Origin of the sequence: Gramella sp. KN1008 (assembly GCF_004332155.1) — a bacterium.
Lineage (GTDB): Bacteria > Bacteroidota > Bacteroidia > Flavobacteriales > Flavobacteriaceae > Christiangramia.
Genome location: NZ_SJDV01000005.1, coordinates 119,603 through 141,195, shown reverse-complemented (window position 1 = coordinate 141,195; position 21,593 = coordinate 119,603). Strand labels below are relative to the sequence as shown.

Here is a 21,593-nt window from a genome sequence, read left to right as displayed (position 1 = left end):
CTTTCTTCTTTTTAATCTCTTATAAGTGGTAAGGTCGAGCACCTTAATAAGCCTTCCTGCTTGGCGATTTCTGCATAAGGAACTTCTTCTACCGTAATTCCCTGTTCCCTCAACCAGGTGTTCAATCTTGTAAAATTCTTTTCTGAAATTACCACATCTCCCGAAATCGAGAAAATATTTGAGTTCATATCATACATTTCATCGCGGGTTATATGATATACATTATCCTTTCCGAAGAAATTCACCAGCCATTCATATTCCTCCTCTATAAGGAAACCATCCTTATAAATGATAGCCTTATCCTTCCCCACCGGCTGAAAGCAACAGTCAAGATGCAAGGCATTGTCCCTTGCAATGGTATTCGACTTTTTAAGACTGAAAGAAATCACTTTTTTTTCCGGAAAGAGTTTTTGAAGAGCTTCAACGGCCTGAACGTTGGTGCGTGCCGTGATATAGTCTTTGTAATCCTTACCCTTATAGGTTCCTACGAAAATATAATCTCCCATCGGCATCACATCCCCACCTTCTATATGTGCTACTTCGGGCAGGCTTATAATGTTTTCAGGGTCAATCTGCTCCAGCACCTCATGGATGGCTTCAATTTCCCGATCCCTATCCGGCAGGATATTGGATTTTATAAACTTATCTTCAATAACAAAAGCTATATCCCGGGTAAAGATCTGATTATAGTCTTTAATCACATCGGGGCGATACACTTTAACATCATATTTTCTGAAAACTTCGGCAACAGCCTCGATCTCCTTTACCATATCCCCTTCTTTAGGATAGGTTCCCGCCTTGATATGTTCTTTAGATTTAGGATCGTAAGCCTCCTCAAGTGAGGGAATGGGACCATTGCTCTCGGCGGTCCCGAGCACCACGGCTCTAAGCCTGGAAGTCTCGTTAGTAATATGCAATTTCATTGCTATAAATTTTGGCAAATATAGAAAAAGCTTCATACTGCGATGAAGCTTTTTCTCTAGTTCATTTAAAAGAAAATCGGGAGTCTACCTGCTTCCAAGTGGTTTGAAATCTCTGTGATTCTCACCAATGTATATCTGACGTGGTCTACCGATTGGTTCTTTTCTTAGCCTCATCTCTCTCCACTGTGCGATCCATCCGGGAAGTCTACCTAACGCGAACATAACGGTAAACATGTCTACCGGGATACCAAGTGCCCGGTAAATGATCCCTGAATAGAAATCCACATTTGGATAAAGTTTTCTTTGTACGAAGTAATCATCTTCCAGAGCTTCTTTTTCAAGACCTTTGGCTATATCCAGTACAGGATCTTCAATTCCTAACTGACCAAGAACTTCATCAGCAGATTTCTTGATGATCTTCGCACGAGGATCGAAGTTCTTATAAACACGGTGACCAAAGCCCATCAAACGGAAAGGATCATCCTTATCCTTTGCTTTTTGCATGAATTTATGAGTGTCGCCACCATCTTCCTTGATTCTTTCAAGCATTTCTATTACCGCCTGGTTTGCACCTCCATGAAGTGGCCCCCAAAGTGCAGAAATACCTGCAGAAAGAGAAGCGAAAAGTCCCGCATGAGAAGAACCTACCATTCGTACTGTTGATGTAGAACAATTTTGCTCATGATCGGCATGAAGGATTAACAATTTATCCAAGGCATCAATAACCGCTTTATCTACACTATAAGTTTTGTTAGGCTTCTCGAACATCATCTTATGCAGGTTCTCTACATAACCAAGATCTTCATCGCCATAATTTAACGGAAGACTGTTCTTCTTTCTCAAGGTCCAGGCAGCCAGAACCGGGAATTTTCCCAGTATCTTAACGATTGCCTTATACATATCTTCTTCTGAAGAGACATCTACCGAAGACGGGTTGAAAGCGATTAGCGCACTGGTTAATGACGAAAGAACTCCCATTGGGTGAGCCGATTTCGGGAACCCATCCAGGATCTTCTTCATCTCTTCATCTACATGTGACTGTTCCTTAATGTCATTTGTGAACTTTTCGAGTTGCTCCTTGTTTGGAAGTTCTCCAAAGATCAACAGGTAAGCTACCTCAAGAAAATCTGCTTTTTCTGCAAGATCTTCAATAGCATAACCTCTGTACCTAAGCACTCCTTTTTCCCCGTCTAAAAACGTGATTGCACTCTCGCAGCTTCCAGTATTTTTGTATCCGGGATCTAACGTGATAAGCCCCGCTTCACCACGCAATTTTTTAATATCTATCCCAATTTCATTTTCGCTTCCCACAGTAACGGGAAACTCAAATTTTTTTCCGTCAAATTCGAGTGTTGCTGTTTTAGACATATTTTATTTTTTCTTCTGGTTTGGATTAATTTTTCAGGTTAGCTAAAATACAAAATTTAGCACTAAAATATCTGTAACATATGTAACGAAATTCTACAAAAGCCCCCGTTTTATTTCGGTTTCAGGAATTTTCACCTGATTACACACAAAATATCATAAAGGTTTTAATAAGAAAGATGGGAATTCTTAAAAAATGGAAAGGAACTTATACCATTTTGCCTGAGTAACTGAAATAAAACAGCTTAAGGTTTATGGCTATTTTTCAGCTTTATCCAGGCGATATAACTGTTCGTAATACTGGTCTACAGATCTCTCCCAGGTGAATCTCTGTTTTTTGGCAGTGGAGCAGATCTTTCGCCAGGTTTTTTTATCGTTGAAGAACAGGTCTATTGTTTCTTCAAATACCTTTACGAAATCGGCTTCTTTCTCCTCTATTGTGTTACCATCAAAACTGAAACCGGTCTTCATATGATCTACAGTATCTTTCAAGCCTCCCGTATGATGAACCAAACAAGGCTGCCCATTCCTCATCGCCAGCATCTGACTGATCCCACAAGGTTCAAACAGGCTTGGCATCAAATACAATTGAGACTCCTGATACAGCATATCTATGATACTTTCAGACTGTGCATTTATAAAAATCAGGTTCTTATGATGATAACTGGCTTCCCTGAATATTATCTCATATTCTGGTGCCCCAGTACCCAATAGAACATATACACCATTCACCGATGCGAGTTTCCCCATCAGTTTTTGTAAGAGTTCCGGGTTATGTTTAAAAAAATAGAATTTCTGTTCTGTTAACCTGGCGACACTGCTACAGATAAAGTCAGGCTTATGCTCCTGGAACCTTGTAAGCTTTTCGCCGGTATGTGCAAGATAGTGTGCTTTGTAATCCTTTTTCTCTTCCTGGAGCCACCTGAACAACCTTCTTATACACTGCCTAAACAGTATCCCCTTTTCAACCTTATTGATATTGGCATAATTTGCTCCGTTAAGTATTCCAAATAAACGCTCCTCCTTACTGGCTGTTTTCAGGTCATCTTCGAGCCCTTCCCCTCCTATAAAATGAGGTGGGTCACTGGGCTTTTGAATATCTTCCATATAAGAAGGAGAAACAGTATGTACAGCATCGGCAAGCCGAATCCCTACAGCCATGAGATTTATACAGTCTGGATACCTGCGGTCATATAACTTTTCCCTGTCGTATTCAATATCAGGAAAAAATGCCTGAACCGATGAATAATTATTTTCAAACGGTCTAATCCCCTGAATGGCCAGGTTATGAATGGAATATACAAATCGTATATCCTTAAGAATCTCAAATCTCGGATTAAATTCTCTTAAAAACAGCAACATACTGGTATGCCAGTCATGAAGATGAATAATATCTATCTTCTGAAAGACATTTTGTCTTACAGCAGCTGCAACTGCAGTACAAAAAAGTGAGAAAACATTCGCATCTGTATAAAAGGGCTGATCTGGATCATTGAAATAGATATGCGCTATATCACCCGCCTTGATGTCGGGATGATGTATTACGAAATGTTTGATCCCTTCAATCTCTTTTTTTCCAGGCACTTCATAGACTTCAGCCGTTTGAGGTGTTCCCCGAAAAACAAAATTGACATCAGCAATTTTTGTTCCTGCTGTATGCAATCTTGAATAAGCCGGTGTAATAACAGAGGCGGTATCACCTTTGGCAGCTATCTGCCTGGGAACATCGCGCACCACATCACCCATACCTCCCGCTTTACAACGAGGGATAGCATCATTTTCGGCTGCTACGAATAGAAAATTGGTCTTCAAAAGTAATGGCTGGTTAATAACGGGAATTTAAGAATTAAGGCTCGCCTTCCATATTATATTTCATTAAATGATTGTTAATATAATATATAATCAAATAAGTATTAAACAAGAAAGCCTCTTCTTTCGAAGAGGCTTTCATAAAAATATGGTGAAAAACCTATTTTATTTTAAATGCCTTATCCTGCGGATAATAAGCAACATCTCCCAGTTCTTCCTCAATTCTAATCAACTGATTGTATTTAGCCATACGGTCACTACGCGAAGCAGAACCGGTCTTGATCTGTCCGGTATTCAATGCAACCGCAAGATCTGCAATGGTATTATCCTCAGTTTCTCCTGAACGGTGAGACATCACAGAAGTATAACCAGCGTTATGAGCCATGTTCACTGCGGCGATCGTTTCGGTTAAAGTACCAATCTGGTTCACCTTGATAAGTATTGAATTGGCGATATTTTCTTTGATACCTCTTCCAAGACGTTCTACGTTCGTCACAAAAAGGTCATCTCCTACAAGCTGAACTTTATCTCCTATTTTATCGGTTACAGCCTTCCAGCCTTCCCAGTCATTCTCATCCATACCATCCTCAATAGAGATAATCGGGTATTTAGAAGCAAGTTCTGCAAGGTATTCAGCTTGTTCCTGGCTCGTTCTTACTTTTCCTTTATCACCTTCAAATTTGGTGTAATCATACTTACCATCTACGAAAAATTCTGCCGCAGCACAATCAAGTGCGATCATCACATCTTTTCCAGGCTTATACCCTGCTTTTTCAATTGCTTTCAGAATAGTATCCAGAGCATCTTCAGTTCCGTCAAGCGTAGGCGCAAATCCACCCTCATCTCCAACTGCAGTACTTAGACCACGATCGTGTAATACTTTCTTCAGGTTATGAAAAATTTCGGTTCCCATTTTAAGCGCATGAGAGAAATTTTCAGCCATAACCGGCATGATCATAAACTCCTGAAAAGCGATTGGCGCATCACTGTGGGAACCTCCATTGATAATATTCATCATAGGCACCGGAAGCGTATTCGCACTAACCCCGCCTACATATCTATAAAGAGGCATATTGAGCTCGTTGGCGGCAGCTTTGGCAACTGCCAGAGAAACACCAAGGATCGCATTGGCCCCAAGTTTTGATTTATTAGGAGTTCCGTCAAGATCTCTCATGGTCTGGTCTATCAGGTTCTGTTCAAATACAGAATAGCCCATTAGTTTTTGTGCAATTTCACCATTGACATTCTCCACGGCCTTAGCCACACCTTTTCCCATAAAGTCGTCACCACCATCACGAAGCTCTACCGCTTCATGTTCTCCTGTGGAAGCTCCCGAAGGAACTGCTGCCCGTCCCATAATTCCATTTTCGGTAATTACATCAACCTCTACGGTAGGGTTTCCTCTTGAATCGAAAATCTGTCGGGCATGAATATCTAAAATAGCACTCATAATCTTTTTTTTGTTAGTTAACTGAATAAGCTGCAAGATACAAAGACACCCATTAAAAATCGAGTAAAGACGGTAGTTTTAAAGCAATTATAACAGGAATTTCCATTCAAACGTTTTCGCTTTGAAATAAATTCAACTAATTCCTGAAAATTCAAACCAAATCTGCATATACTCGAAGCCCCATTGTTATAATCTTCCTCCCTCAGGTCTAAAAATGAAATCTCAGCGAGACATTTCCATACGATATAACGTCTCAACAAAGGTTAAAAATCTCCATATAACCTTATGATTTTTACGTGCAACTTTTAAAAACAACAGAACAAAAGGAAATATAATTACTGCGCTACCAACCATCCTAACTGAAATCCGAATAAAGGCGTGAAATATGACTGCCTTTCATTAAAACCAACTCCGACCCCCAGATTAAGATTTAATTTGAAACCGCTATTATAAACTCTTTGCAAACCCCAGGATGGACCAACGAATCCACCATAATCACTCACATATTTAAGGTCGCCGATTATAGGTTCCCCACCTGTAACAGAGGCGACTCCAGCTATATAATTAGCACTGTTCTCTGAGGTCTTCAGGCCTTTATCGGCCCGCTTATTAAAATTATAGTAATAACGGTATTGAGCTTCAAAACCGGGAAAAAACCCATAGGCTTCTCCGGAATAGGTAGATTTATGATAAGCAAAACCAACTCCAAGATTCATATCAACACTTGAATTCGGAGAAACCGCAAGTTCATATTCGACTGATGGTGCCAGTAAATTTAATGATAACTGACTGTTTGTGGTCAGCTCCTGGGAAAAGGAATTGAAATTCAATAAAAAAAGACAGACCCAGGAAAATAAATATTTCATCAATTATGGTTAAATACCAGATCAAATCTATAGTTTTCAACAAGAATCCGCAAATTATATATAGGCCTAACAGTAATAAAAAAAGCCGGAAGATATCTTCCGGCTTTCTAATATAACTTTGCAAGGTTTTAGGCCTTTGCTGACTTAATTCTATCGATGAATTCATCGAACAGATAGCTCGCATCATGAGGTCCAGGACTTGCTTCAGGGTGATACTGTACAGAGAATACATTCTTGTTCTTCATTGCCAGCCCACCAACAGTACCGTCGTTCAAACAGATATGAGTTACCTCCACATCGGGATGAGCTTCTGTTTGCTCTTTATCTACAGAGAATCCATGGTTTTGGGAAGTGATCTCTCCTTTTCCGGTCACCATATTCTTCACCGGGTGATTAATTCCCCTGTGACCGTGATGCATTTTATATGTTTTAATTCCATTAGCTATGGCGATGATCTGATGCCCCAGACATATTCCGAATAACGGATGATCATTCTCGATGATGGTCTTTGTCACATTTATGGCACTATCCAACGGCTGCGGATCCCCTGGACCATTGGAAAGGAAATACCCGTCCGGATTCCATTCTTTCATTTCCTCATAAGTAGCGTCATACGGAAATACTTTGATATAGGCATCTCTTTGAGCCAGGTTACGGAGAATGTTCTTCTTTATCCCAACATCAAGAGCAGCGATCTTATAAGTAGCATTCTCATCACCAAAATAATACGGCTCCCTGGCAGATACCTTAGAAGCAAGCTCCAGCCCCTTCATATCCGGCACCTTGGCCAACTGCTCCTTTAAACCTTCAATATTATCAATATCTGTAGAAATTATGGCGTTCATAGCACCATTTTCTCTAATATAGGTTACCAGAGCACGGGTATCCACATCAGAAATAGCAAAAATATTGCTTTCTTCTAAAAAATCTTCGAGAGACTTATCAGCAGCCGGCCGCGACATGGTATAACTAAAGTTCTTGCATATGAGTCCGGCGATCTTTGCTTTATCAGATTCATTTTCCTCTTCGTTGGTTCCGTAATTTCCAATATGGGCGTTAGTGGTAACCATTAACTGTCCATAATAAGAAGGATCAGTAAAAATTTCCTGATAGCCGGTCATCCCGGTATTGAAACAAACCTCCCCGGCGGCATTGCCTTCTTTGTTTCCAACTGCCTTACCATAGAAGATCGTCCCGTCTTCCAGTAAAATAATCGCTTTCCGTTTAGCCTGATATTTCATAGTTGTGTTATAATTACTGTGGCTGTAAAATTAATTATCAATAGGATATAAAAAAAGGATAAACTCTTAAAGCTTATCCTTTTAAAATTTAGATCGTAAAAAGAATCATTTTTACTCTTCTTTTTTATCATCCTTTTTTTCTTCGGCCTTTGGCTCTTCAGCTTTAGGCTCTTCTTTTTTTGTCTCTTTTGCTGCAGCTTCTTTCGGCTGTGCGGTAGTCTCAGAATCTGAAGATTTCTTCTTACCTGCACGACGAGTAGATTTTTTCTTCTTAGGCTTATCCACACCATAAGTTTCATTATAATCTACAAGCTCGATCATAGCCATTTCAGCAGCATCTCCAAGACGGCTACCAAGTTTGATAACTCTGGTATATCCACCCGGACGATCACCCACTTTAGGAGCTACTTCACGGAACAGTTCACTTACTGCTTCCTTACTACGAAGTTTACTAAACACGATACGTCTGTTATGAGTAGTATCTTCTTTAGATTTTGTAACTAAAGGTTCTACAAATACTTTAAGAGCTTTTGCTTTAGCAACCGTAGTGTTGATTCGTTTATGTTCAATTAGGGAACAAGCCATGTTCGCAAGCATAGCCCTGCGGTGTGCAGTTTTTCTACCTAAATGATTTCCTTTTTTTCCGTGTCTCATGACATTTTTTATTTCGTCATCTTGCTGCGACCCACTTTGAGGAGCAAATTATGACGGGATTTATATTTTAACTATCAGTGTAAATTCTAATTTACTACTGAACTAGTCTTTATCTAATTTATATTTTGAAAGATCCATTCCAAAGTTAAGACCCTTGTTGCTTACAAGCTCTTCAAGTTCAGTAAGTGATTTTTTACCGAAGTTTCTGAACTTCATCAAATCGTTCTTATTGTAAGAAACAAGATCCCCTAAAGTATCAACTTCAGCAGCCTTAAGACAGTTAAGAGCTCTTACTGAAAGATCAAGATCTACCAATTTAGTCTTAAGCAACTGTCTCATATGAAGTGACTCCTCATCATAGGTCTCAGTTTGAGCGATCTCATCGGCTTCAAGAGTTATTCTCTCATCAGAGAATAACATGAAATGATGAATAAGAGTCTTGGCAGCTTCGGTTAATGCATCTTTTGGATGAATAGATCCGTCACTTATGATTTCGAATACAAGTTTTTCATAGTCGGTCTTCTGCTCCACACGATAGTTTTCGATGCTATACTTCACATTCTTAATTGGAGTATAGATAGAATCGGTGAAAATTGTACCTAATGGAGCATTGGCTTTCTTGTTTTCTTCCGCCGGAACATAACCTCTACCTTTTTCGATGGTAATCTCCATATTCAGGCTCACTTTCTTATCCATATTACAGATCACCTGATCTGGATTAAGGATTTGGAATCCTGAGATGAACTTCTGGAAGTGACCGGCAGTTAATTGCTCTTCTCCGGAAACTGAAATAGTAACAGACTCATTATCGATCTCATCGATTTGTCTCTTGAACCTGATCTGTTTCAGGTTAAGAATGATCTCAGTTACGTCTTCCACCACTCCTTCAATAGTAGAGAATTCGTGATCTACACCTTCGATACGAACCGAAGTGATCGCGAAACCTTCTAAAGAAGATAAAAGCACTCGTCTTAAAGCGTTACCAACGGTTAACCCATATCCAGGTTCCAAGGGGCGAAATTCAAATTTCCCCTCGAAATCTGTTGAATCAATCATTATAACTTTATCGGGCTTCTGAAAATTTAGTATTGCCATATTTCGACTTCTGTGTGAATTATTATTTCGAATATAATTCGACTATAAATTGTTCGTTAATATTTTCAGGAATCTGGACTCTTCCAGGTACTGAAACGAAAGTTCCTTCTTTCTTTTCTGAATTCCAGGAGATCCACTCATAAACACTGCTGTTATTTGATAAGGATTCCTGAATCACAGCAAGTGATTTAGATTTTTCTCTAACTCCAACAACATCACCTGGTTTTAGGTGGTATGAAGGAATATTTACCAATTCCCCGTTCACGGTAATGTGACGGTGTCCCACTAACTGACGGGCAGATCTTCTGGATGGGGCAATACCCATACGGTAAACTACGTTATCTAGACGGGATTCACAAAGTTGAAGAAGCACCTCACCGGTAATTCCCTGAGCGCGGGTTGCTTTTTCGAACATGTTACGGAATTGACGCTCAAGAATACCATAAGTATACTTGGCTTTTTGCTTCTCCATTAACTGGATAGCGTATTCTGATTTTTTTCCACGACGACGGTTGTTACCGTGCTGTCCCGGAGGATAGTTTCTTTTTTCGAAAGATTTGTCGTCACCAAAAATAGCCTCACCAAACTTACGTGCTATTTTAGTCTTTGGACCGGTATATCTTGCCATTACTATTGTTGTTTTAGAAAGGGATTATGAATTAAGGCATTAGTCCTTCGATAATCTAATTCCTCTCCTAATTATTAAAATTAATTAAACCCTACGTCTCTTAGGTGGACGACAACCGTTGTGTGGAAGCGGAGTAATATCGATGATCTCTGTCACCTCTATTCCACTGTTGTGGATAGATCTGATAGCAGATTCTCTACCGTTTCCAGGACCTTTTACATAAACCTTTACTTTACGCAGACCAGCCTCATGAGCTACTTTCGAAGCATCTTCAGCAGCAAGCTGAGCAGCGTAAGGAGTATTCTTTTTAGATCCTCTAAAGCCCATTTTCCCTGCAGACGACCATGCTACAACATCTCCCTTCTTATTGGTAAGGGAAATAATGATGTTGTTGAAAGAAGCAGTCACGTGCGCTTGACCGTTGGATTCAACGATTACTTTACGCTTTTTCTGAGTTTTAGCTTTTGGATTTGCTTTCTTTGCCATACTACTTACTATTTAGTTGCTTTTTTCTTGTTAGCAACTGTTTTTCTTCTTCCTTTTCTGGTTCTGGAGTTATTCTTGGTTCTTTGACCTCTTAAAGGAAGTCCCGTTCTGTGACGGATTCCTCTGTAGCATCCGATATCCATCAAACGCTTAATACTCATTTGAACCTCAGTACGTAATTCTCCTTCGATTGTATATTGACCTACAGCTTCACGGATCTTACCGATCTCATCATCGTCCCAATCTGAGACTTTTTTGCTTTCATCAACTTTGGCCTGCGCAAGTATTTCCTGAGCCCTGCTTTTGCCAATTCCGAAGATATAGGTTAACGCTATAACTCCTCGCTTTTGTTTAGGTATATCAACCCCTGCAATTCTTGCCATAATTAGCCTTGTCTTTGTTTAAATCTAGGATTCTTTTTGTTAATTACGTAAAGGCGCCCTTTTCTGCGTACAATCTTGCAGTCGGCACTTCTCTTTTTTATTGATGCTCTTACTTTCATCTTATCGTTTTTTTATTCACAGGCAAGTACTATACCTTTCTGTGAAATTCTAAGCCATCATAAATTTTTCAGAGTGCAAAAGTATAAAAAATTTATAAAAGCCTGAAAATTACTTTTTAGTATCTGTAAGTTATTCGAGCCTTAGTTAAATCGTAAGGACTCATTTCCAGTTTTACCTTATCCCCCGGAAGCAATTTTATATAGTGCATACGCATCTTCCCGGAGATATGGGCAGTCACTACGTGACCATTCTCCAATTCCACACGAAACATCGCATTAGACAATGCTTCAATGATAGTTCCGTCCTGTTCAATTGGTGGTTGTTTTGCCATAATTAAGCTACTGCTTTTCTGTTTTTACCTGTTTTCATTAATCCGTCATAGTGCCTATTCAACAAGTAAGAATTCACCTGCTGCATAGTATCTATTGCAACTCCAACCATAATCAAAAGCGAGGTACCTCCAAAGAACAACGCCCAGTTCTGTTGTACACCCAACAGTTGAACAACGATCGCAGGGAACACTGCAATAATGGCCAGGAATATAGATCCTGGAAGCGTGATCTGGGACATAATACGATCAAGATATTCGCCAGTTTCACTACCTGGACGAATTCCAGGAATAAATCCACCACTTCTCTTTAGATCGTCAGCCATTTTATTTGTTGGAACTGTGATCGCAGTATAGAAATATGTAAACACAATGATCAATAATGCGAACACCAGATTATACCAAAATCCGAATATGTTCTGAAATGCAGCCGTTACTCCCTGAGCCGTATCAGAGTCAGAAAGTCCCGCAAGAGCTACCGGTATGAACATGATCGCCTGGGCGAAGATGATCGGCATTACTCCTGATGCATTCAGTTTTAACGGAATATATTGTCTTGATCCGAAAACATTCTTTTCATATCCGCCTGAGGCAGACCTTCTGGCATACTGAACCGGAATCTGACGCACAGCCATTACCAGCATAACCGAAGCCAGAATAATAGCAAACCAGATAACTAATTCAATAAGTATCATCACAAGACCACCGTTCGATTCAAATACTCTTGAAGCAAATTCCTGTATAAAGGCCTGTGGCAATGTAGCAATGATACCCACCATAATCAATAATGAAATACCGTTACCAATACCCTTATCTGTGATCTTCTCTCCCAGCCACATCGCGAAGATCGTACCTGTAGTCAGGATGATCACCGATGAAACCACGAAAGTGATATTATCACCTAACATAAAAGCTTCAGACGGCAATGTCGCGAACAGGTTATATATATAACCTGGTCCCTGAACAAGTGTGATCGCGATGGTTAACCAACGCGTGATCTGGTTTATCTTCTTACGTCCGCTTTCACCCTCCTTCTGTAATTTCTGAAGGTAAGGAATCGCGATCCCCATCAACTGCACCACAATAGATGCAGAGATATAAGGCATAATTCCCAAAGCAAACACTGATGCATTAGAGAATGCTCCACCCGTAAAGGCGTTAAGAAGCCCTAAAAGACCGCTATCAGTTTGAGATGCCAGGTTTGAAAGCTGAGCAGCATCGATTCCCGGCAGTACTACCTGCGCACCGAAACGATATACCAAAAGCAAACCGAGGGTAACTAAAATTCGGTTTTTTAGTTCCTCGATTTTCCAAATATTTTTAATCGTATTGATGAATTTCATTTGATTATCTATTATAAAGTAACAACTTCACCTCCGGCAGCTTCGATAGCTTCTTTCGCTGAGGCCGTAAATTTATGAACAGATACTTTCAACTTTGCCTTTAATTCACCTCTACCTAATATCTTAACAAGTTCGTTTCTTCCAGCCAGACCGTTCTCTACAAGAACATTCATATCTACTGTATCCTTAATTCTTCCTTCATCAACTAGACTCTGAAGAGTATCAAGGTTGATTCCCTGATAAACTTTACGGTTTCTGTTGGTGAATCCAAATTTAGGAACTCGTCTTTGAAGTGGCATTTGCCCACCTTCAAAACCGATCTTTTTGGAATATCCAGAACGTGACTTAGCACCTTTATGTCCTCTGGTCGCAGTTCCTCCTTTTCCGGAACCTTCCCCGCGTCCTATACGCTTGCTATTTTTCTTAACTGAACCTTCTGCAGGTTTTAAGTTACTTAAATCCATGAGAGACTTATTATTTTGATTCCTCTACAGAAACCAAGTGTTTAACTTTATTTACCATACCAAGGATGTTTGGCGTATTTTCATGCTCAACCGTTTGACCCATTTTCTTCAGCCCAAGAGCTTCAAGAATACGTTTCTGATTTTGAGTACGGTTGATGGCACTTCTTACTTTTGTGACTTTAATCTTTCCCATCTTATTCCTTGATTTATCCTTTAAATACTTTTTCCAGAGAAATACCTCTTTGCTTCGCAACAGTTTCAGCACTTCTTAATTGTAGTAAAGCATCAAAGGTTGCTTTTACAACGTTATGAGGGTTGGAAGATCCCTGGTTCTTAGAAAGTACATCATGCACTCCCACAGACTCCAATACTGCACGAATCGCACCACCAGCAATGATCCCTGTACCGGGAGCAGCAGGAAGAAGCATTACTCTAGCTCCTCCGTACTTACCTTTTTGCTCATGCGGAAGGGTGCCTTTATGCAAAGGAATCCTCACAAGATTCTTCTTGGCATCTTCTACAGCCTTAGAGATCGCATCGGCAACTTCCTTGGATTTACCAAGTCCTTGACCAACTACTCCGTTTTCATCTCCTACAACCACGATAGCAGAGAATCCAAAGGCTCTACCTCCTTTTGTAACCTTAGTAACACGTTGTACTCCTACCAGACGGTCTTTCAATTCCAGACCTCCCGGCTTTACATGTTCTACGTTTTTATAGTCTTGATACATATTTTCTAGAATTTTAGTCCTCCTTCGCGAGCACCTTCTGCTAATGATTTAACTCTTCCGTGATACAGATAACCACCTCTGTCAAAAGAAATAGTATCTATTCCGGCTTTTTTCGCTTTTTCGGCGATGGCTTTTCCAACCATAACAGCCTGCTCCTTCTTATCTTTTGAAGCTGATGCGATATCTTTATCTCTTGAAGAAGCTGATGCCAGGGTTTTCCCTTCAACATCATTGATGATCTGAGCATAGATCTCTTTGTTACTTCTAAAAACAGATAATCTAGGACGACTTTCAGTTCCAACGATATCCTGACGGATACGTTTTCTGATCTTATTTCTTCTATCTTGTTTTGACACTGCCATAACTATACTTTATTAAGCTGATTTACCTGCTTTTCTTCTCAACTGCTCTCCAACAAACTTGATACCTTTTCCTTTGTAAGGCTCAGGCTTTCTGAAAGAACGTATTTTGGCAGCAACCTGTCCTACAAGCTGCTTATCGTGAGAAGTAAGTTTCACAACAGGATTCTTACCTTTTTCTGAGACAGTCTCCACTTTAACTTCAGGAGCCAAATCTATTACAATATTATGAGAATATCCAACAGCCAGATCTAGCTTGTTACCCTGGTTGCTGGCACGATAACCAACACCAACCAATTCCAGTTCCTTAGTGAAGCCATTAGTAACTCCTTCAATCATATTGTTGATCAACGCACGGTAAAGACCATGCTTTGCTTTCTGGTCGCTTTTCTCTGAAGAGCGCTCAAAAGAGATCGTATTATCCTCGATCTTCACATCGATATCCTTAACCTCCTGCTGAAGCTCTCCAAGTTTTCCTTTTACCGTTACAACACCATCCTTGTGCTCTACTGTCACACCATCAGGAATTGTAACTGGGCTTTTTCCTATTCTTGACATTTCTTTAGTCTTTTAAGTATTAGTATACGTAACAAAGTACCTCTCCACCAACATTCTCTGCCTTGGCCTGCTTACCAGTCATTACTCCGTGAGAAGTTGAAACGATAGCTACACCCAGACCGTTAAGGATTCTTGGAATCTCGCTGGCACCGGCGTACTTACGTAAACCAGGTTTACTTATTCTCTGGATTTTCTTGATTACGGGCTCTTTAGTCAATTTGTCATACTTAAGAGCGATCTTGATGGTTCCCTGAGCGGTACTATCATCAAACTTGTAACTAAGAATGTATCCCTGATCGAATAATATCTTAGTGATCTCTTTTTTAACATTGGAAGCAGGAATCTCCACTACACGGTGATTCGCCGCGTTAGCGTTCCTGATTCTTGTTAGATAATCTGCAATAGGATCTGTATTCATTTATATTAATTTGCGGATGTGGTTTTCATTTCTTGAACCTTCATCCAGTTCATATTTTACCAGCTAGCCTTCTTAACTCCTGGAATTAACCCTTGATTGGCCATCTCTCTGAACATAACACGAGATATTCCAAATTGTCTCATATAGCCTTTAGGTCTTCCGGTTAGTTTACAACGATTATGCAAACGCACAGGAGAAGAGTTTTTTGGTAATTTTTGAAGAGCCTCCCAGTCACCAGCTTCTTTAAGCTCCTGACGTTTCTTGGCGTACTTCTTTACCAGTTTTTGTCTCTTTACCTCACGGGCTTTCATTGATTCTTTAGCCATAATTAATTCTTTTTAAAAGGTAATCCTAGTTCGGTTAACAACGCTTTAGCTTCTTTATCGGTATCGGCAGTAGTAACGAAAGTGATATCCATACCAGCGATTCTGTTCACTGCATCAATATCAATCTCAGGGAAGATGATCTGCTCAGTCACCCCAAGGTTATAGTTACCTCTACCATCAAATCCGTTAGATTTGATACCGCTAAAATCACGTACACGCGGTAAAGCGGTAGTTATTAATCTATCTAAGAATTCATACATCTTATATCCACGTAAAGTAACTTTAGCACCAATAGGCATTCCTTTACGAAGCTTAAACGATGCAACGTCCTTCTTGGAAATTGTAGCAACTGCCTTTTGACCACTGATGGCTGTAAGCTCATCTACAGCATGATCAATTAGCTTTTTATCTGCTACAGCACCACCAACACCACGGCTGATGACGATCTTCTCAAGTTTTGGCACCTCCATTACGTTGGAGTAGCTGAATTCTTCTGTAAGCGCATTCTTCACACGCTCATCATATTCTTGTCTAAGTCTTGGTACGTATGCCATAACTAAATTACTTCATTAGATTTTTTAGAAAATCTTACTTTCTTTCCATCCTCTTCTCTCACACCTACTCTGGTAGCATTACCATTCTTATCTATAAGTGAAAGGTTAGAAATATGGATAGGAGCTTCCTTCTCTTTTATACCACCTTGCGGATTTTGAGCGCTAGGCTTCTCATGCTTGGAGATCATATTGATCCCTTCCACAATGGCTTTGTTTTTATCACGAAGAACCTTCTGTACTTTACCTTCCTGACCTTTGTGGTCTCCGGCAATTACACGAACAGTATCTCCTGATTTTATTTTAAGCTTTGTCATTTTCTTAATGTATTAAAGCACTTCAGGTGCCAATGATACAATTTTCATGAATTGCTTATCACGAAGTTCACGTGCTACAGGTCCAAATACACGAGTTCCCCTCATTTCCCCCTGTGGGTTTAGAAGAACACATGCATTATCATCAAAACGAATATAAGATCCGTCAGGTCTACGCACTTCTTTGGTGGTACGAACAACAACAGCTGTTGATACCGCACCTTTTTTGATGTTACCGTTTGGAGTGGCTTCTTTTACACTCACAACGATCTTATCACCAAGAGATGCATACCTTTTCTTTGTACCTCCCAACACACGGATAGCCAAAACCTCTTTGGCACCGGTGTTATCTGCTACTTTTAGTCTGGATTCTTGTTGTACCATGATTACTTCGCTCTTTCAATTATTTCTACTAATCTCCAACACTTGGATTTACTCAAAGGCCTTGTTTCCATGATCTTTACAGTATCTCCTTCGTTGCAGTCGTTATTTTCGTCGTGTGCTACGTATTTTTTCGTTTTTAAAACGAATTTTCCATACATAGGGTGTTTTACTTTTTTCACCTCAGAAACCACGATCGATTTCTGCATTTTGTTACTTGTAACAACACCTATACGCTCTTTTCTTAAGTTTCTTTTTTCCATCTTTCAGCAGAATAACAATTATTGTTGTTCTCTTTTAGTTAACTCTGTAGCCAGTCTTGCAATGTTCCTTCTCACAGCTCTAAGCTGGATTGGGTTCTCAAGCGGCGATACAGCGTGAGCCATTTTTAAATCTGCATACGCTTTACGAGACTTATCAAGCTCTTCTTGCAATTCTGCAACAGACAATTCTTTTACTTCTGATTGTTTCATAATTCAAAAATTATTCTTGATAATCTCTAGCTACAACAAATTTAGTTCTCACAGGAAGTTTTTGTGCTGCAAGGCGAAGCGCCTCTTTAGCAGTTTCCATTGGCACACCACCAATTTCAAACATGATTCTTCCTGGTTTAACAACGGCTGCCCAGTACTCTACGTTACCTTTACCTTTACCCATACGTACCTCAAGAGGCTTTTTAGTGATAGGCTTATCCGGGAAAATCTTGATCCAGATAGACCCCTCCCTTTTCATATAACGGGTAGCGGCGATACGCGCAGCTTCAATCTGGCGCGCAGTAACGAAGCTGGCATCAAGTGATTTGATACCGAAAGTACCGTTTGAAAGTCTGTGCCCTCTTTGAGCATTCCCTTTCATACGACCTTTCTGTTGCTTACGGTATTTTGTTCTTTTAGGTTGTAACATTTTCTTTTACTTTAAAAAATTACTTTCTACGACGGGATTTGTTTCCACGTCCGGCACCGGATTTCTTACCTTGATTCTTAGCAAGGCCAACTAGAGGCGAAAGCTCTCTTTTTCCGTATACCTCACCTTTCATGATCCATACTTTAACACCCAGTCTACCATAGGTAGTGTGAGCTTCTACTAAAGCATAATCAATATCAGCCCTAAAAGTTGACAAAGGTATTCTACCATCTTTGTATGATTCTGAACGTGCCATTTCAGCACCGTTTAGACGTCCGGAGATCTCAATTTTGATTCCTTCAGCGTTCATCCTCATAGCAGCCGCGATAGCCATTTTGATAGCACGACGGTAAGAGATACGATTCTCAATTTGTCTTGCAACACTTGCCGCTACAAGGTGAGCGTCAAGTTCTGGCCTTTTGATCTCAAAGATGTTGATTTGAACTTCCTTGTCGGTAATCTTTTTAAGCTCTTCCTTAAGCTTGTCTACCTCCTGGCCGCCTTTCCCGATAATGATACCAGGTCTTGCAGTGGTGATAGTAACGGTTACAAGCTTAAGCGTGCGCTCGATGATTACACGCGATACACTCGCTTTAGAAAGACGAGCATGGATATACTTTCTAATCTTATCGTCTTCGGCTAATTTATCGCCGTAGTCATTACCTCCGTACCAGTTGGATTCCCAACCTCTAATGATACCAAGGCGATTTCCGATTGGATTTGTTTTTTGTCCCATACTATCTCTTAGCTTTGTGTATTATTGTTTGCTCCAAGCACTAATGTAACGTGATTGGATCTCTTTCTAATTCGGTGTGCACGACCCTGTGGAGCAGGACGAAGTCTTTTCAACATACTTCCTCCGTCTACACGAATCTCTTTCACAAATAACTCAGCATCTTCAATACTTGCATCTTCGTTTTTAGCCTGCCAGTTAGCGATAGCCGAAAGCAAAAGCTTTTCTAAACGGTTTGACGCCTCTTTCTTGCTGAATTTCAAAATATGAAGCGCTTTTTCTACTTTTTCACCCCTTACTAGATCTGCCACCAGGCGCATCTTTCTTGGCGAAGTAGGGCAGTTATTCAACTTAGCAAAAGCTACCTGTTGCTTGGCTTCTTTTATTTGCTCTGCTCTTTCTCTTTTACGAACTCCCATAGCTTCAATTATTTTTTACCTTTATTTTTTGCACCAGCGTGCCCTCTAAAGGAACGTGTTGGTGAAAATTCTCCTAGTTTATGACCTACCATGTTCTCAGTTACATAAACAGGAACAAATTGTTTCCCATTATGTACAGCTATGGTTTGCCCAACGAAATCTGGAGTAATCATTGAAGCGCGAGACCAGGTTTTGATCACGGCTTTCTTTCCAGACTCCACATTCTGAGCAACTTTTTGCTCAAGCTTATAGTGAACGAAAGGTCCTTTTTTTAATGAACGTGCCATATCTTATTTTTTCTTTCTAGTCTTTCTGCGTTCTACAATATATTTATTACTCGCTTTAGTTCTTGATCGGGTCTTGAATCCTTTAGCAGGAAGACCTTTTCTAGAACGTGGGTGACCTCCTGAAGCTCTACCTTCACCACCACCCATTGGGTGATCTATCGGGTTCATCGCTACAGGTCTTGTTCTTGGCCTGATACCTAACCAGCGTTTTCTACCGGCTTTACCGGAAATCAATAGCTGGTGGTCACTGTTAGAAACAGCTCCTATAGTCGCCATACAGGTAGAAAGAATCCTTCTAATCTCACCTGAAGGCAATTTAACGGTAGCATACTTTCCTTCTCTTGCAAGTAACTGAGCAAAAGCACCGGCACTACGAGCCATTACAGCTCCCTGTCCAGCTCTAAGCTCTATACAAGAAATGATCGTACCAAGAGGAATGTTTGCCAATGGCATTGCATTTCCAATTTCAGGAGCTACAGCTTCGTGATTTGAAACCACGTTCTGACCTACCTGAAGCCCATTCTGAGCAATAATATACCTTTTCTCACCATCTTGATAATTCAATAATGCGATAAAGGCCGTTCTGTTCGGATCGTATTCTATGCTAGCAACAGTAGCAGGAATCCCCTGCTTGTCACGCTTAAAATCGATAATTCGGTAACGTCTTTTGTGACCACCACCTTTGTAGCGCATGGTCATTTTACCCTGACTGTTTCTACCACCTGATTTTTTTATCGGCGCCAATAGGCTTTTCTCCGGCTTATCAGTAGTAACGGCGTCATACCCGTTAACTACTCTAAAACGCTGACCAGGTGTGATTGGTTTTAATTTTCTAACTGACATTGTTTAATCTTAAAGATTACTGTATAAATCAATTGTTTCACCTTCCGCCACCTGTACTACTGCTTTTTTATAAGCACTAGTTTTACCAGTGATCATTCCAGACTTAGTATATTTAGTCTTTCGATCTGGACGGACATTTATAGTTCGAACTTTAGTAACAGACACGCCATAAGCTGATTCGATCGCGTCCTTGATCTGAATCTTATTTGCCTTGTTACTTACCACAAAAGTGAAGCGATTGTTCATCTCGCTATCTGCGGTAGCTTTTTCTGTAATAACAGGTTTAATCAAGATGCTCATAACGGTTTATTAACTTAATTTCGACTCAATTCCTTCTAAAGAACCCTCTAAAAACACAATATTTTTAGCATTCAGAATCTTGTAAGTACTTAATTCTGAGCTACTTATAACTTCAGAGGTCTTCAAATTGCGCGACGACAAATATACATTTTTATTTGCGTCACCCAACACTATAAGAGATTTTTTAGTTTCAATACCCAGAGCCTGAAGAACTTCGATGAAATTCTTGGTCTTTGGAGTATCAAATGAAAAATCCTCAACAACCATAATCGCCTTATCATTTGCTTTCATAGAAAGCGCAGATTTTCTAGCAAGACGCTTAAGGTTTTTGTTTAGTTTGAAACCATAATTTCTTGGTCTTGGACCAAACACACGCCCACCACCTTTAAAGATAGGAGACTTGATACTACCAGCTCTAGCTGTACCAGTACCTTTTTGTTTCTTGATCTTACGGGTACTTCCCGCGATCTCAGCTCTTTCCTTAGCCTTGTGAGTTCCCTGACGTTGATTAGCCAGGTACTGCTTTACATCTAAGTAAACAGCATGCTCATTAGGCTCTATAGCAAAAACAGCATCAGAAAGCTTCGCTTTTCTGCCTGTTTCTTTTCCTTTAATATCTAAAACTGCTACTTCCATTACTTACTAATGATTACGTAAGAGTTCTTGTGTCCTGGCACACACCCCTTCACTACTAGAAGGTTCTTTTCGGCCACTACTTTTAAAACTCTAAGGTTTTCAACTTTAACTCTCTCACCGCCCATTCTTCCGGCCATCTTCATTCCTTTGAAAACTCTCGCAGGATAAGAAGCCGCACCAATAGAACCGGGAGCTCTTAAACGGTTGTGCTGACCGTGAGTGGCCTGCCCAACACCTCCAAAACCGTGTCTCTTTACAACACCCTGGAAACCTTTACCTTTAGATGTACCTGCGATATCCACAAATTCACCTTCTTTGAAATGCTCCACGGTAACAGAGTCACCTAATTTGTAATCTTCATTATAACCCTGGAATTCAACGACCTTACGTTTTGCAACGGTTCCCGCTTTTTTAGCGTGCCCTTCAGCAGCTTTATTTGCAGTCTTTACGTCATCGAAACCAAGTTGAAGTGCTTCATACCCGTCAACCTCTTTGGTTCTGACTTGGGTAACCACGCATGGTCCAGCTTCGATCACGGTACATGGGATGTTTTTCCCATTCTCGTCGAAGATGCTGGTCATGCCGATCTTTTTTCCTATTAACCCAGACATATTTAATTAATTATTAATTGTTTACTTATTTAAAAAACTTAGGGCCGAAAAACACATTTCAGCCCTGA

General features: G+C 40.2%; 34 protein-coding genes. All 34 read right to left on the bottom strand.

What is annotated here, in order from left to right; genetic code table 11:
• Positions 1–11: 11 nt before the first annotated feature.
• A complete protein-coding gene (locus tag EZJ28_RS10870; RefSeq protein WP_131397750.1) occupies positions 12–923 on the bottom strand; it encodes a dimethylarginine dimethylaminohydrolase family protein in 912 nt (303 codons plus the stop codon).
• An 84-nt stretch (positions 924–1,007) separates the two neighbouring features.
• A complete protein-coding gene (locus EZJ28_RS10865) occupies positions 1,008–2,291 on the bottom strand; it encodes a citrate synthase (RefSeq protein ID WP_131397748.1) in 1,284 nt (427 codons plus the stop codon).
• Positions 2,292–2,546: 255 nt separating this feature from the next.
• Positions 2,547–4,100: a glycogen synthase gene (locus EZJ28_RS10860; protein WP_131397746.1), complete on the bottom strand. Its 1,554-nt coding sequence runs from the start codon at positions 4,098–4,100 to the stop codon at positions 2,547–2,549.
• A gap of 157 nt (positions 4,101–4,257) precedes the next feature.
• A complete protein-coding gene (eno, locus tag EZJ28_RS10855) occupies positions 4,258–5,547 on the bottom strand; it encodes a phosphopyruvate hydratase (RefSeq protein ID WP_131397744.1) in 1,290 nt (429 codons plus the stop codon).
• A gap of 335 nt (positions 5,548–5,882) precedes the next feature.
• Positions 5,883–6,413, bottom strand: coding sequence for a hypothetical protein (locus EZJ28_RS10850; protein ID WP_131397742.1), 531 nt, complete (start codon positions 6,411–6,413; stop codon positions 5,883–5,885).
• Between the two features lie 128 nt (positions 6,414–6,541).
• Entirely contained in the window at positions 6,542–7,654 is a 1,113-nt protein-coding gene (gene carA, locus EZJ28_RS10845) for a glutamine-hydrolyzing carbamoyl-phosphate synthase small subunit (protein ID WP_131397740.1), read from the bottom strand.
• A gap of 111 nt (positions 7,655–7,765) precedes the next feature.
• Complete coding sequence (gene rplQ / locus EZJ28_RS10840; protein ID WP_131397738.1) at positions 7,766–8,308, bottom strand: 50S ribosomal protein L17; 543 nt, start codon at positions 8,306–8,308, stop codon at positions 7,766–7,768.
• A 102-nt stretch (positions 8,309–8,410) separates the two neighbouring features.
• On the bottom strand, positions 8,411–9,403 hold the full coding sequence (locus EZJ28_RS10835) for a DNA-directed RNA polymerase subunit alpha (RefSeq protein WP_131397736.1): 993 nt from the start codon (positions 9,401–9,403) through the stop codon (positions 8,411–8,413).
• Between the two features lie 22 nt (positions 9,404–9,425).
• Positions 9,426–10,031 carry a 30S ribosomal protein S4 gene (gene rpsD, locus EZJ28_RS10830; protein ID WP_131397734.1) on the bottom strand — a complete coding sequence of 202 codons (606 nt, stop codon included), beginning with the start codon at positions 10,029–10,031 and terminating at the stop codon, positions 9,426–9,428.
• A gap of 84 nt (positions 10,032–10,115) precedes the next feature.
• Entirely contained in the window at positions 10,116–10,517 is a 402-nt protein-coding gene (gene rpsK / locus EZJ28_RS10825) for a 30S ribosomal protein S11 (protein WP_131397732.1), read from the bottom strand.
• Positions 10,518–10,525: 8 nt separating this feature from the next.
• Positions 10,526–10,900: a 30S ribosomal protein S13 gene (gene rpsM / locus EZJ28_RS10820; protein ID WP_131397730.1), complete on the bottom strand. Its 375-nt coding sequence runs from the start codon at positions 10,898–10,900 to the stop codon at positions 10,526–10,528.
• A 2-nt stretch (positions 10,901–10,902) separates the two neighbouring features.
• On the bottom strand, positions 10,903–11,019 hold the full coding sequence (gene ykgO / locus EZJ28_RS10815; RefSeq protein WP_010519235.1) for a type B 50S ribosomal protein L36: 117 nt from the start codon (positions 11,017–11,019) through the stop codon (positions 10,903–10,905).
• Between the two features lie 116 nt (positions 11,020–11,135).
• Positions 11,136–11,351, bottom strand: a complete 216-nt coding sequence (infA, locus tag EZJ28_RS10810) for a translation initiation factor IF-1 (RefSeq protein WP_072553873.1) — start codon at positions 11,349–11,351, stop codon at positions 11,136–11,138.
• A gap of 2 nt (positions 11,352–11,353) precedes the next feature.
• The gene (gene secY, locus EZJ28_RS10805; protein ID WP_131397728.1) at positions 11,354–12,691 is read right to left on the bottom strand and encodes a preprotein translocase subunit SecY; all 1,338 of its coding nucleotides are present in this window, start codon (positions 12,689–12,691) and stop codon (positions 11,354–11,356) included.
• An 11-nt stretch (positions 12,692–12,702) separates the two neighbouring features.
• A complete protein-coding gene (gene rplO, locus EZJ28_RS10800; RefSeq protein ID WP_131397726.1) occupies positions 12,703–13,155 on the bottom strand; it encodes a 50S ribosomal protein L15 in 453 nt (150 codons plus the stop codon).
• A 10-nt stretch (positions 13,156–13,165) separates the two neighbouring features.
• On the bottom strand, positions 13,166–13,348 hold the full coding sequence (gene rpmD / locus EZJ28_RS10795) for a 50S ribosomal protein L30 (protein ID WP_207388458.1): 183 nt from the start codon (positions 13,346–13,348) through the stop codon (positions 13,166–13,168).
• A 13-nt stretch (positions 13,349–13,361) separates the two neighbouring features.
• Entirely contained in the window at positions 13,362–13,886 is a 525-nt protein-coding gene (rpsE, locus tag EZJ28_RS10790) for a 30S ribosomal protein S5 (RefSeq protein ID WP_131397722.1), read from the bottom strand.
• A gap of 5 nt (positions 13,887–13,891) precedes the next feature.
• Entirely contained in the window at positions 13,892–14,248 is a 357-nt protein-coding gene (rplR, locus tag EZJ28_RS10785; protein ID WP_131397720.1) for a 50S ribosomal protein L18, read from the bottom strand.
• A gap of 12 nt (positions 14,249–14,260) precedes the next feature.
• Positions 14,261–14,803 carry a 50S ribosomal protein L6 gene (gene rplF / locus EZJ28_RS10780; RefSeq protein ID WP_131397718.1) on the bottom strand — a complete coding sequence of 181 codons (543 nt, stop codon included), beginning with the start codon at positions 14,801–14,803 and terminating at the stop codon, positions 14,261–14,263.
• Positions 14,804–14,822: 19 nt separating this feature from the next.
• On the bottom strand, positions 14,823–15,221 hold the full coding sequence (rpsH, locus tag EZJ28_RS10775) for a 30S ribosomal protein S8 (RefSeq protein ID WP_131397716.1): 399 nt from the start codon (positions 15,219–15,221) through the stop codon (positions 14,823–14,825).
• 56 nt (positions 15,222–15,277) lie between these two features.
• Positions 15,278–15,547 (bottom strand): 30S ribosomal protein S14, encoded by a 270-nt coding sequence (rpsN, locus tag EZJ28_RS10770; protein ID WP_131397714.1) that lies wholly within the window; start codon positions 15,545–15,547, stop codon positions 15,278–15,280.
• A 2-nt stretch (positions 15,548–15,549) separates the two neighbouring features.
• Positions 15,550–16,101 (bottom strand): 50S ribosomal protein L5, encoded by a 552-nt coding sequence (gene rplE, locus EZJ28_RS10765; RefSeq protein WP_131397712.1) that lies wholly within the window; start codon positions 16,099–16,101, stop codon positions 15,550–15,552.
• A 2-nt stretch (positions 16,102–16,103) separates the two neighbouring features.
• Positions 16,104–16,415: a 50S ribosomal protein L24 gene (rplX, locus tag EZJ28_RS10760; RefSeq protein WP_131397710.1), complete on the bottom strand. Its 312-nt coding sequence runs from the start codon at positions 16,413–16,415 to the stop codon at positions 16,104–16,106.
• A 12-nt stretch (positions 16,416–16,427) separates the two neighbouring features.
• Positions 16,428–16,796: a 50S ribosomal protein L14 gene (gene rplN / locus EZJ28_RS10755; RefSeq protein ID WP_131397708.1), complete on the bottom strand. Its 369-nt coding sequence runs from the start codon at positions 16,794–16,796 to the stop codon at positions 16,428–16,430.
• Positions 16,797–16,798: 2 nt separating this feature from the next.
• Positions 16,799–17,056, bottom strand: coding sequence for a 30S ribosomal protein S17 (rpsQ, locus tag EZJ28_RS10750; RefSeq protein ID WP_083643378.1), 258 nt, complete (start codon positions 17,054–17,056; stop codon positions 16,799–16,801).
• A gap of 18 nt (positions 17,057–17,074) precedes the next feature.
• On the bottom strand, positions 17,075–17,266 hold the full coding sequence (gene rpmC, locus EZJ28_RS10745) for a 50S ribosomal protein L29 (protein ID WP_131397706.1): 192 nt from the start codon (positions 17,264–17,266) through the stop codon (positions 17,075–17,077).
• 10 nt (positions 17,267–17,276) lie between these two features.
• Complete coding sequence (gene rplP / locus EZJ28_RS10740; protein ID WP_131397704.1) at positions 17,277–17,696, bottom strand: 50S ribosomal protein L16; 420 nt, start codon at positions 17,694–17,696, stop codon at positions 17,277–17,279.
• Positions 17,697–17,715: 19 nt separating this feature from the next.
• On the bottom strand, positions 17,716–18,432 hold the full coding sequence (gene rpsC / locus EZJ28_RS10735; RefSeq protein ID WP_131397702.1) for a 30S ribosomal protein S3: 717 nt from the start codon (positions 18,430–18,432) through the stop codon (positions 17,716–17,718).
• An 8-nt stretch (positions 18,433–18,440) separates the two neighbouring features.
• Complete coding sequence (rplV, locus tag EZJ28_RS10730) at positions 18,441–18,848, bottom strand: 50S ribosomal protein L22 (protein ID WP_083643382.1); 408 nt, start codon at positions 18,846–18,848, stop codon at positions 18,441–18,443.
• 8 nt (positions 18,849–18,856) lie between these two features.
• Complete coding sequence (gene rpsS / locus EZJ28_RS10725; protein ID WP_083643383.1) at positions 18,857–19,135, bottom strand: 30S ribosomal protein S19; 279 nt, start codon at positions 19,133–19,135, stop codon at positions 18,857–18,859.
• 3 nt (positions 19,136–19,138) lie between these two features.
• Positions 19,139–19,978, bottom strand: a complete 840-nt coding sequence (gene rplB, locus EZJ28_RS10720; RefSeq protein WP_131397700.1) for a 50S ribosomal protein L2 — start codon at positions 19,976–19,978, stop codon at positions 19,139–19,141.
• Between the two features lie 9 nt (positions 19,979–19,987).
• On the bottom strand, positions 19,988–20,278 hold the full coding sequence (gene rplW, locus EZJ28_RS10715) for a 50S ribosomal protein L23 (RefSeq protein ID WP_131397698.1): 291 nt from the start codon (positions 20,276–20,278) through the stop codon (positions 19,988–19,990).
• A 9-nt stretch (positions 20,279–20,287) separates the two neighbouring features.
• Positions 20,288–20,914, bottom strand: a complete 627-nt coding sequence (rplD, locus tag EZJ28_RS10710; protein WP_131397696.1) for a 50S ribosomal protein L4 — start codon at positions 20,912–20,914, stop codon at positions 20,288–20,290.
• Entirely contained in the window at positions 20,914–21,525 is a 612-nt protein-coding gene (gene rplC, locus EZJ28_RS10705) for a 50S ribosomal protein L3 (protein WP_131397694.1), read from the bottom strand. The genes rplD and rplC overlap by 1 nt, the downstream gene beginning before the upstream one ends.
• Positions 21,526–21,593 lie beyond the last annotated feature (68 nt).

What these genes read in the sequence shown, in the direction of transcription:
- rpsE (WP_131397722.1), bottom strand. Translation starts at nt 13,886, where the DNA reads ATGTATCAAGACTATAAAAACGTAGAACATGTAAAGCCGGGAGGTCTG.
- rplB (WP_131397700.1), bottom strand. Translation starts at nt 19,978, where the DNA reads ATGTCAGTTAGAAAATTAAAACCAATCACACCTGGTCAGCGTTTTAGA.
- rpsN (WP_131397714.1), bottom strand. Translation starts at nt 15,547, where the DNA reads ATGGCTAAAGAATCAATGAAAGCCCGTGAGGTAAAGAGACAAAAACTG.
- rplW (WP_131397698.1), bottom strand. Translation starts at nt 20,278, where the DNA reads ATGAGCATCTTGATTAAACCTGTTATTACAGAAAAAGCTACCGCAGAT.
- rpsH (WP_131397716.1), bottom strand. Translation starts at nt 15,221, where the DNA reads ATGAATACAGATCCTATTGCAGATTATCTAACAAGAATCAGGAACGCT.
- rplE (WP_131397712.1), bottom strand. Translation starts at nt 16,101, where the DNA reads ATGGCATACGTACCAAGACTTAGACAAGAATATGATGAGCGTGTGAAG.
- rpmD (WP_207388458.1), bottom strand. Translation starts at nt 13,348, where the DNA reads ATGGGAAAGATTAAAGTCACAAAAGTAAGAAGTGCCATCAACCGTACT.
- rplF (WP_131397718.1), bottom strand. Translation starts at nt 14,803, where the DNA reads ATGTCAAGAATAGGAAAAAGCCCAGTTACAATTCCTGATGGTGTGACA.
- rplQ (WP_131397738.1), bottom strand. Translation starts at nt 8,308, where the DNA reads ATGAGACACGGAAAAAAAGGAAATCATTTAGGTAGAAAAACTGCACAC.
- rplX (WP_131397710.1), bottom strand. Translation starts at nt 16,415, where the DNA reads ATGACAAAGCTTAAAATAAAATCAGGAGATACTGTTCGTGTAATTGCC.
- rpsQ (WP_083643378.1), bottom strand. Translation starts at nt 17,056, where the DNA reads ATGGAAAAAAGAAACTTAAGAAAAGAGCGTATAGGTGTTGTTACAAGT.
- eno (WP_131397744.1), bottom strand. Translation starts at nt 5,547, where the DNA reads ATGAGTGCTATTTTAGATATTCATGCCCGACAGATTTTCGATTCAAGA.
- rplN (WP_131397708.1), bottom strand. Translation starts at nt 16,796, where the DNA reads ATGGTACAACAAGAATCCAGACTAAAAGTAGCAGATAACACCGGTGCC.
- rpsK (WP_131397732.1), bottom strand. Translation starts at nt 10,517, where the DNA reads ATGGCAAAGAAAGCAAATCCAAAAGCTAAAACTCAGAAAAAGCGTAAA.
- rplO (WP_131397726.1), bottom strand. Translation starts at nt 13,155, where the DNA reads ATGGATTTAAGTAACTTAAAACCTGCAGAAGGTTCAGTTAAGAAAAAT.
- rplP (WP_131397704.1), bottom strand. Translation starts at nt 17,696, where the DNA reads ATGTTACAACCTAAAAGAACAAAATACCGTAAGCAACAGAAAGGTCGT.
- rpsC (WP_131397702.1), bottom strand. Translation starts at nt 18,432, where the DNA reads ATGGGACAAAAAACAAATCCAATCGGAAATCGCCTTGGTATCATTAGA.
- EZJ28_RS10865 (WP_131397748.1), bottom strand. Translation starts at nt 2,291, where the DNA reads ATGTCTAAAACAGCAACACTCGAATTTGACGGAAAAAAATTTGAGTTT.
- rplC (WP_131397694.1), bottom strand. Translation starts at nt 21,525, where the DNA reads ATGTCTGGGTTAATAGGAAAAAAGATCGGCATGACCAGCATCTTCGAC.
- rpsS (WP_083643383.1), bottom strand. Translation starts at nt 19,135, where the DNA reads ATGGCACGTTCATTAAAAAAAGGACCTTTCGTTCACTATAAGCTTGAG.
- carA (WP_131397740.1), bottom strand. Translation starts at nt 7,654, where the DNA reads ATGAAATATCAGGCTAAACGGAAAGCGATTATTTTACTGGAAGACGGG.
- rplV (WP_083643382.1), bottom strand. Translation starts at nt 18,848, where the DNA reads ATGGGAGTTCGTAAAAGAGAAAGAGCAGAGCAAATAAAAGAAGCCAAG.
- rplR (WP_131397720.1), bottom strand. Translation starts at nt 14,248, where the DNA reads ATGGCAGTGTCAAAACAAGATAGAAGAAATAAGATCAGAAAACGTATC.
- secY (WP_131397728.1), bottom strand. Translation starts at nt 12,691, where the DNA reads ATGAAATTCATCAATACGATTAAAAATATTTGGAAAATCGAGGAACTA.
- EZJ28_RS10850 (WP_131397742.1), bottom strand. Translation starts at nt 6,413, where the DNA reads ATGAAATATTTATTTTCCTGGGTCTGTCTTTTTTTATTGAATTTCAAT.
- infA (WP_072553873.1), bottom strand. Translation starts at nt 11,351, where the DNA reads ATGGCAAAACAACCACCAATTGAACAGGACGGAACTATCATTGAAGCA.
- rpsM (WP_131397730.1), bottom strand. Translation starts at nt 10,900, where the DNA reads ATGGCAAGAATTGCAGGGGTTGATATACCTAAACAAAAGCGAGGAGTT.
- rpsD (WP_131397734.1), bottom strand. Translation starts at nt 10,031, where the DNA reads ATGGCAAGATATACCGGTCCAAAGACTAAAATAGCACGTAAGTTTGGT.
- ykgO (WP_010519235.1), bottom strand. Translation starts at nt 11,019, where the DNA reads ATGAAAGTAAGAGCATCAATAAAAAAGAGAAGTGCCGACTGCAAGATT.
- rplD (WP_131397696.1), bottom strand. Translation starts at nt 20,914, where the DNA reads ATGGAAGTAGCAGTTTTAGATATTAAAGGAAAAGAAACAGGCAGAAAA.
- EZJ28_RS10835 (WP_131397736.1), bottom strand. Translation starts at nt 9,403, where the DNA reads ATGGCAATACTAAATTTTCAGAAGCCCGATAAAGTTATAATGATTGAT.
- rpmC (WP_131397706.1), bottom strand. Translation starts at nt 17,266, where the DNA reads ATGAAACAATCAGAAGTAAAAGAATTGTCTGTTGCAGAATTGCAAGAA.
- EZJ28_RS10870 (WP_131397750.1), bottom strand. Translation starts at nt 923, where the DNA reads ATGAAATTGCATATTACTAACGAGACTTCCAGGCTTAGAGCCGTGGTG.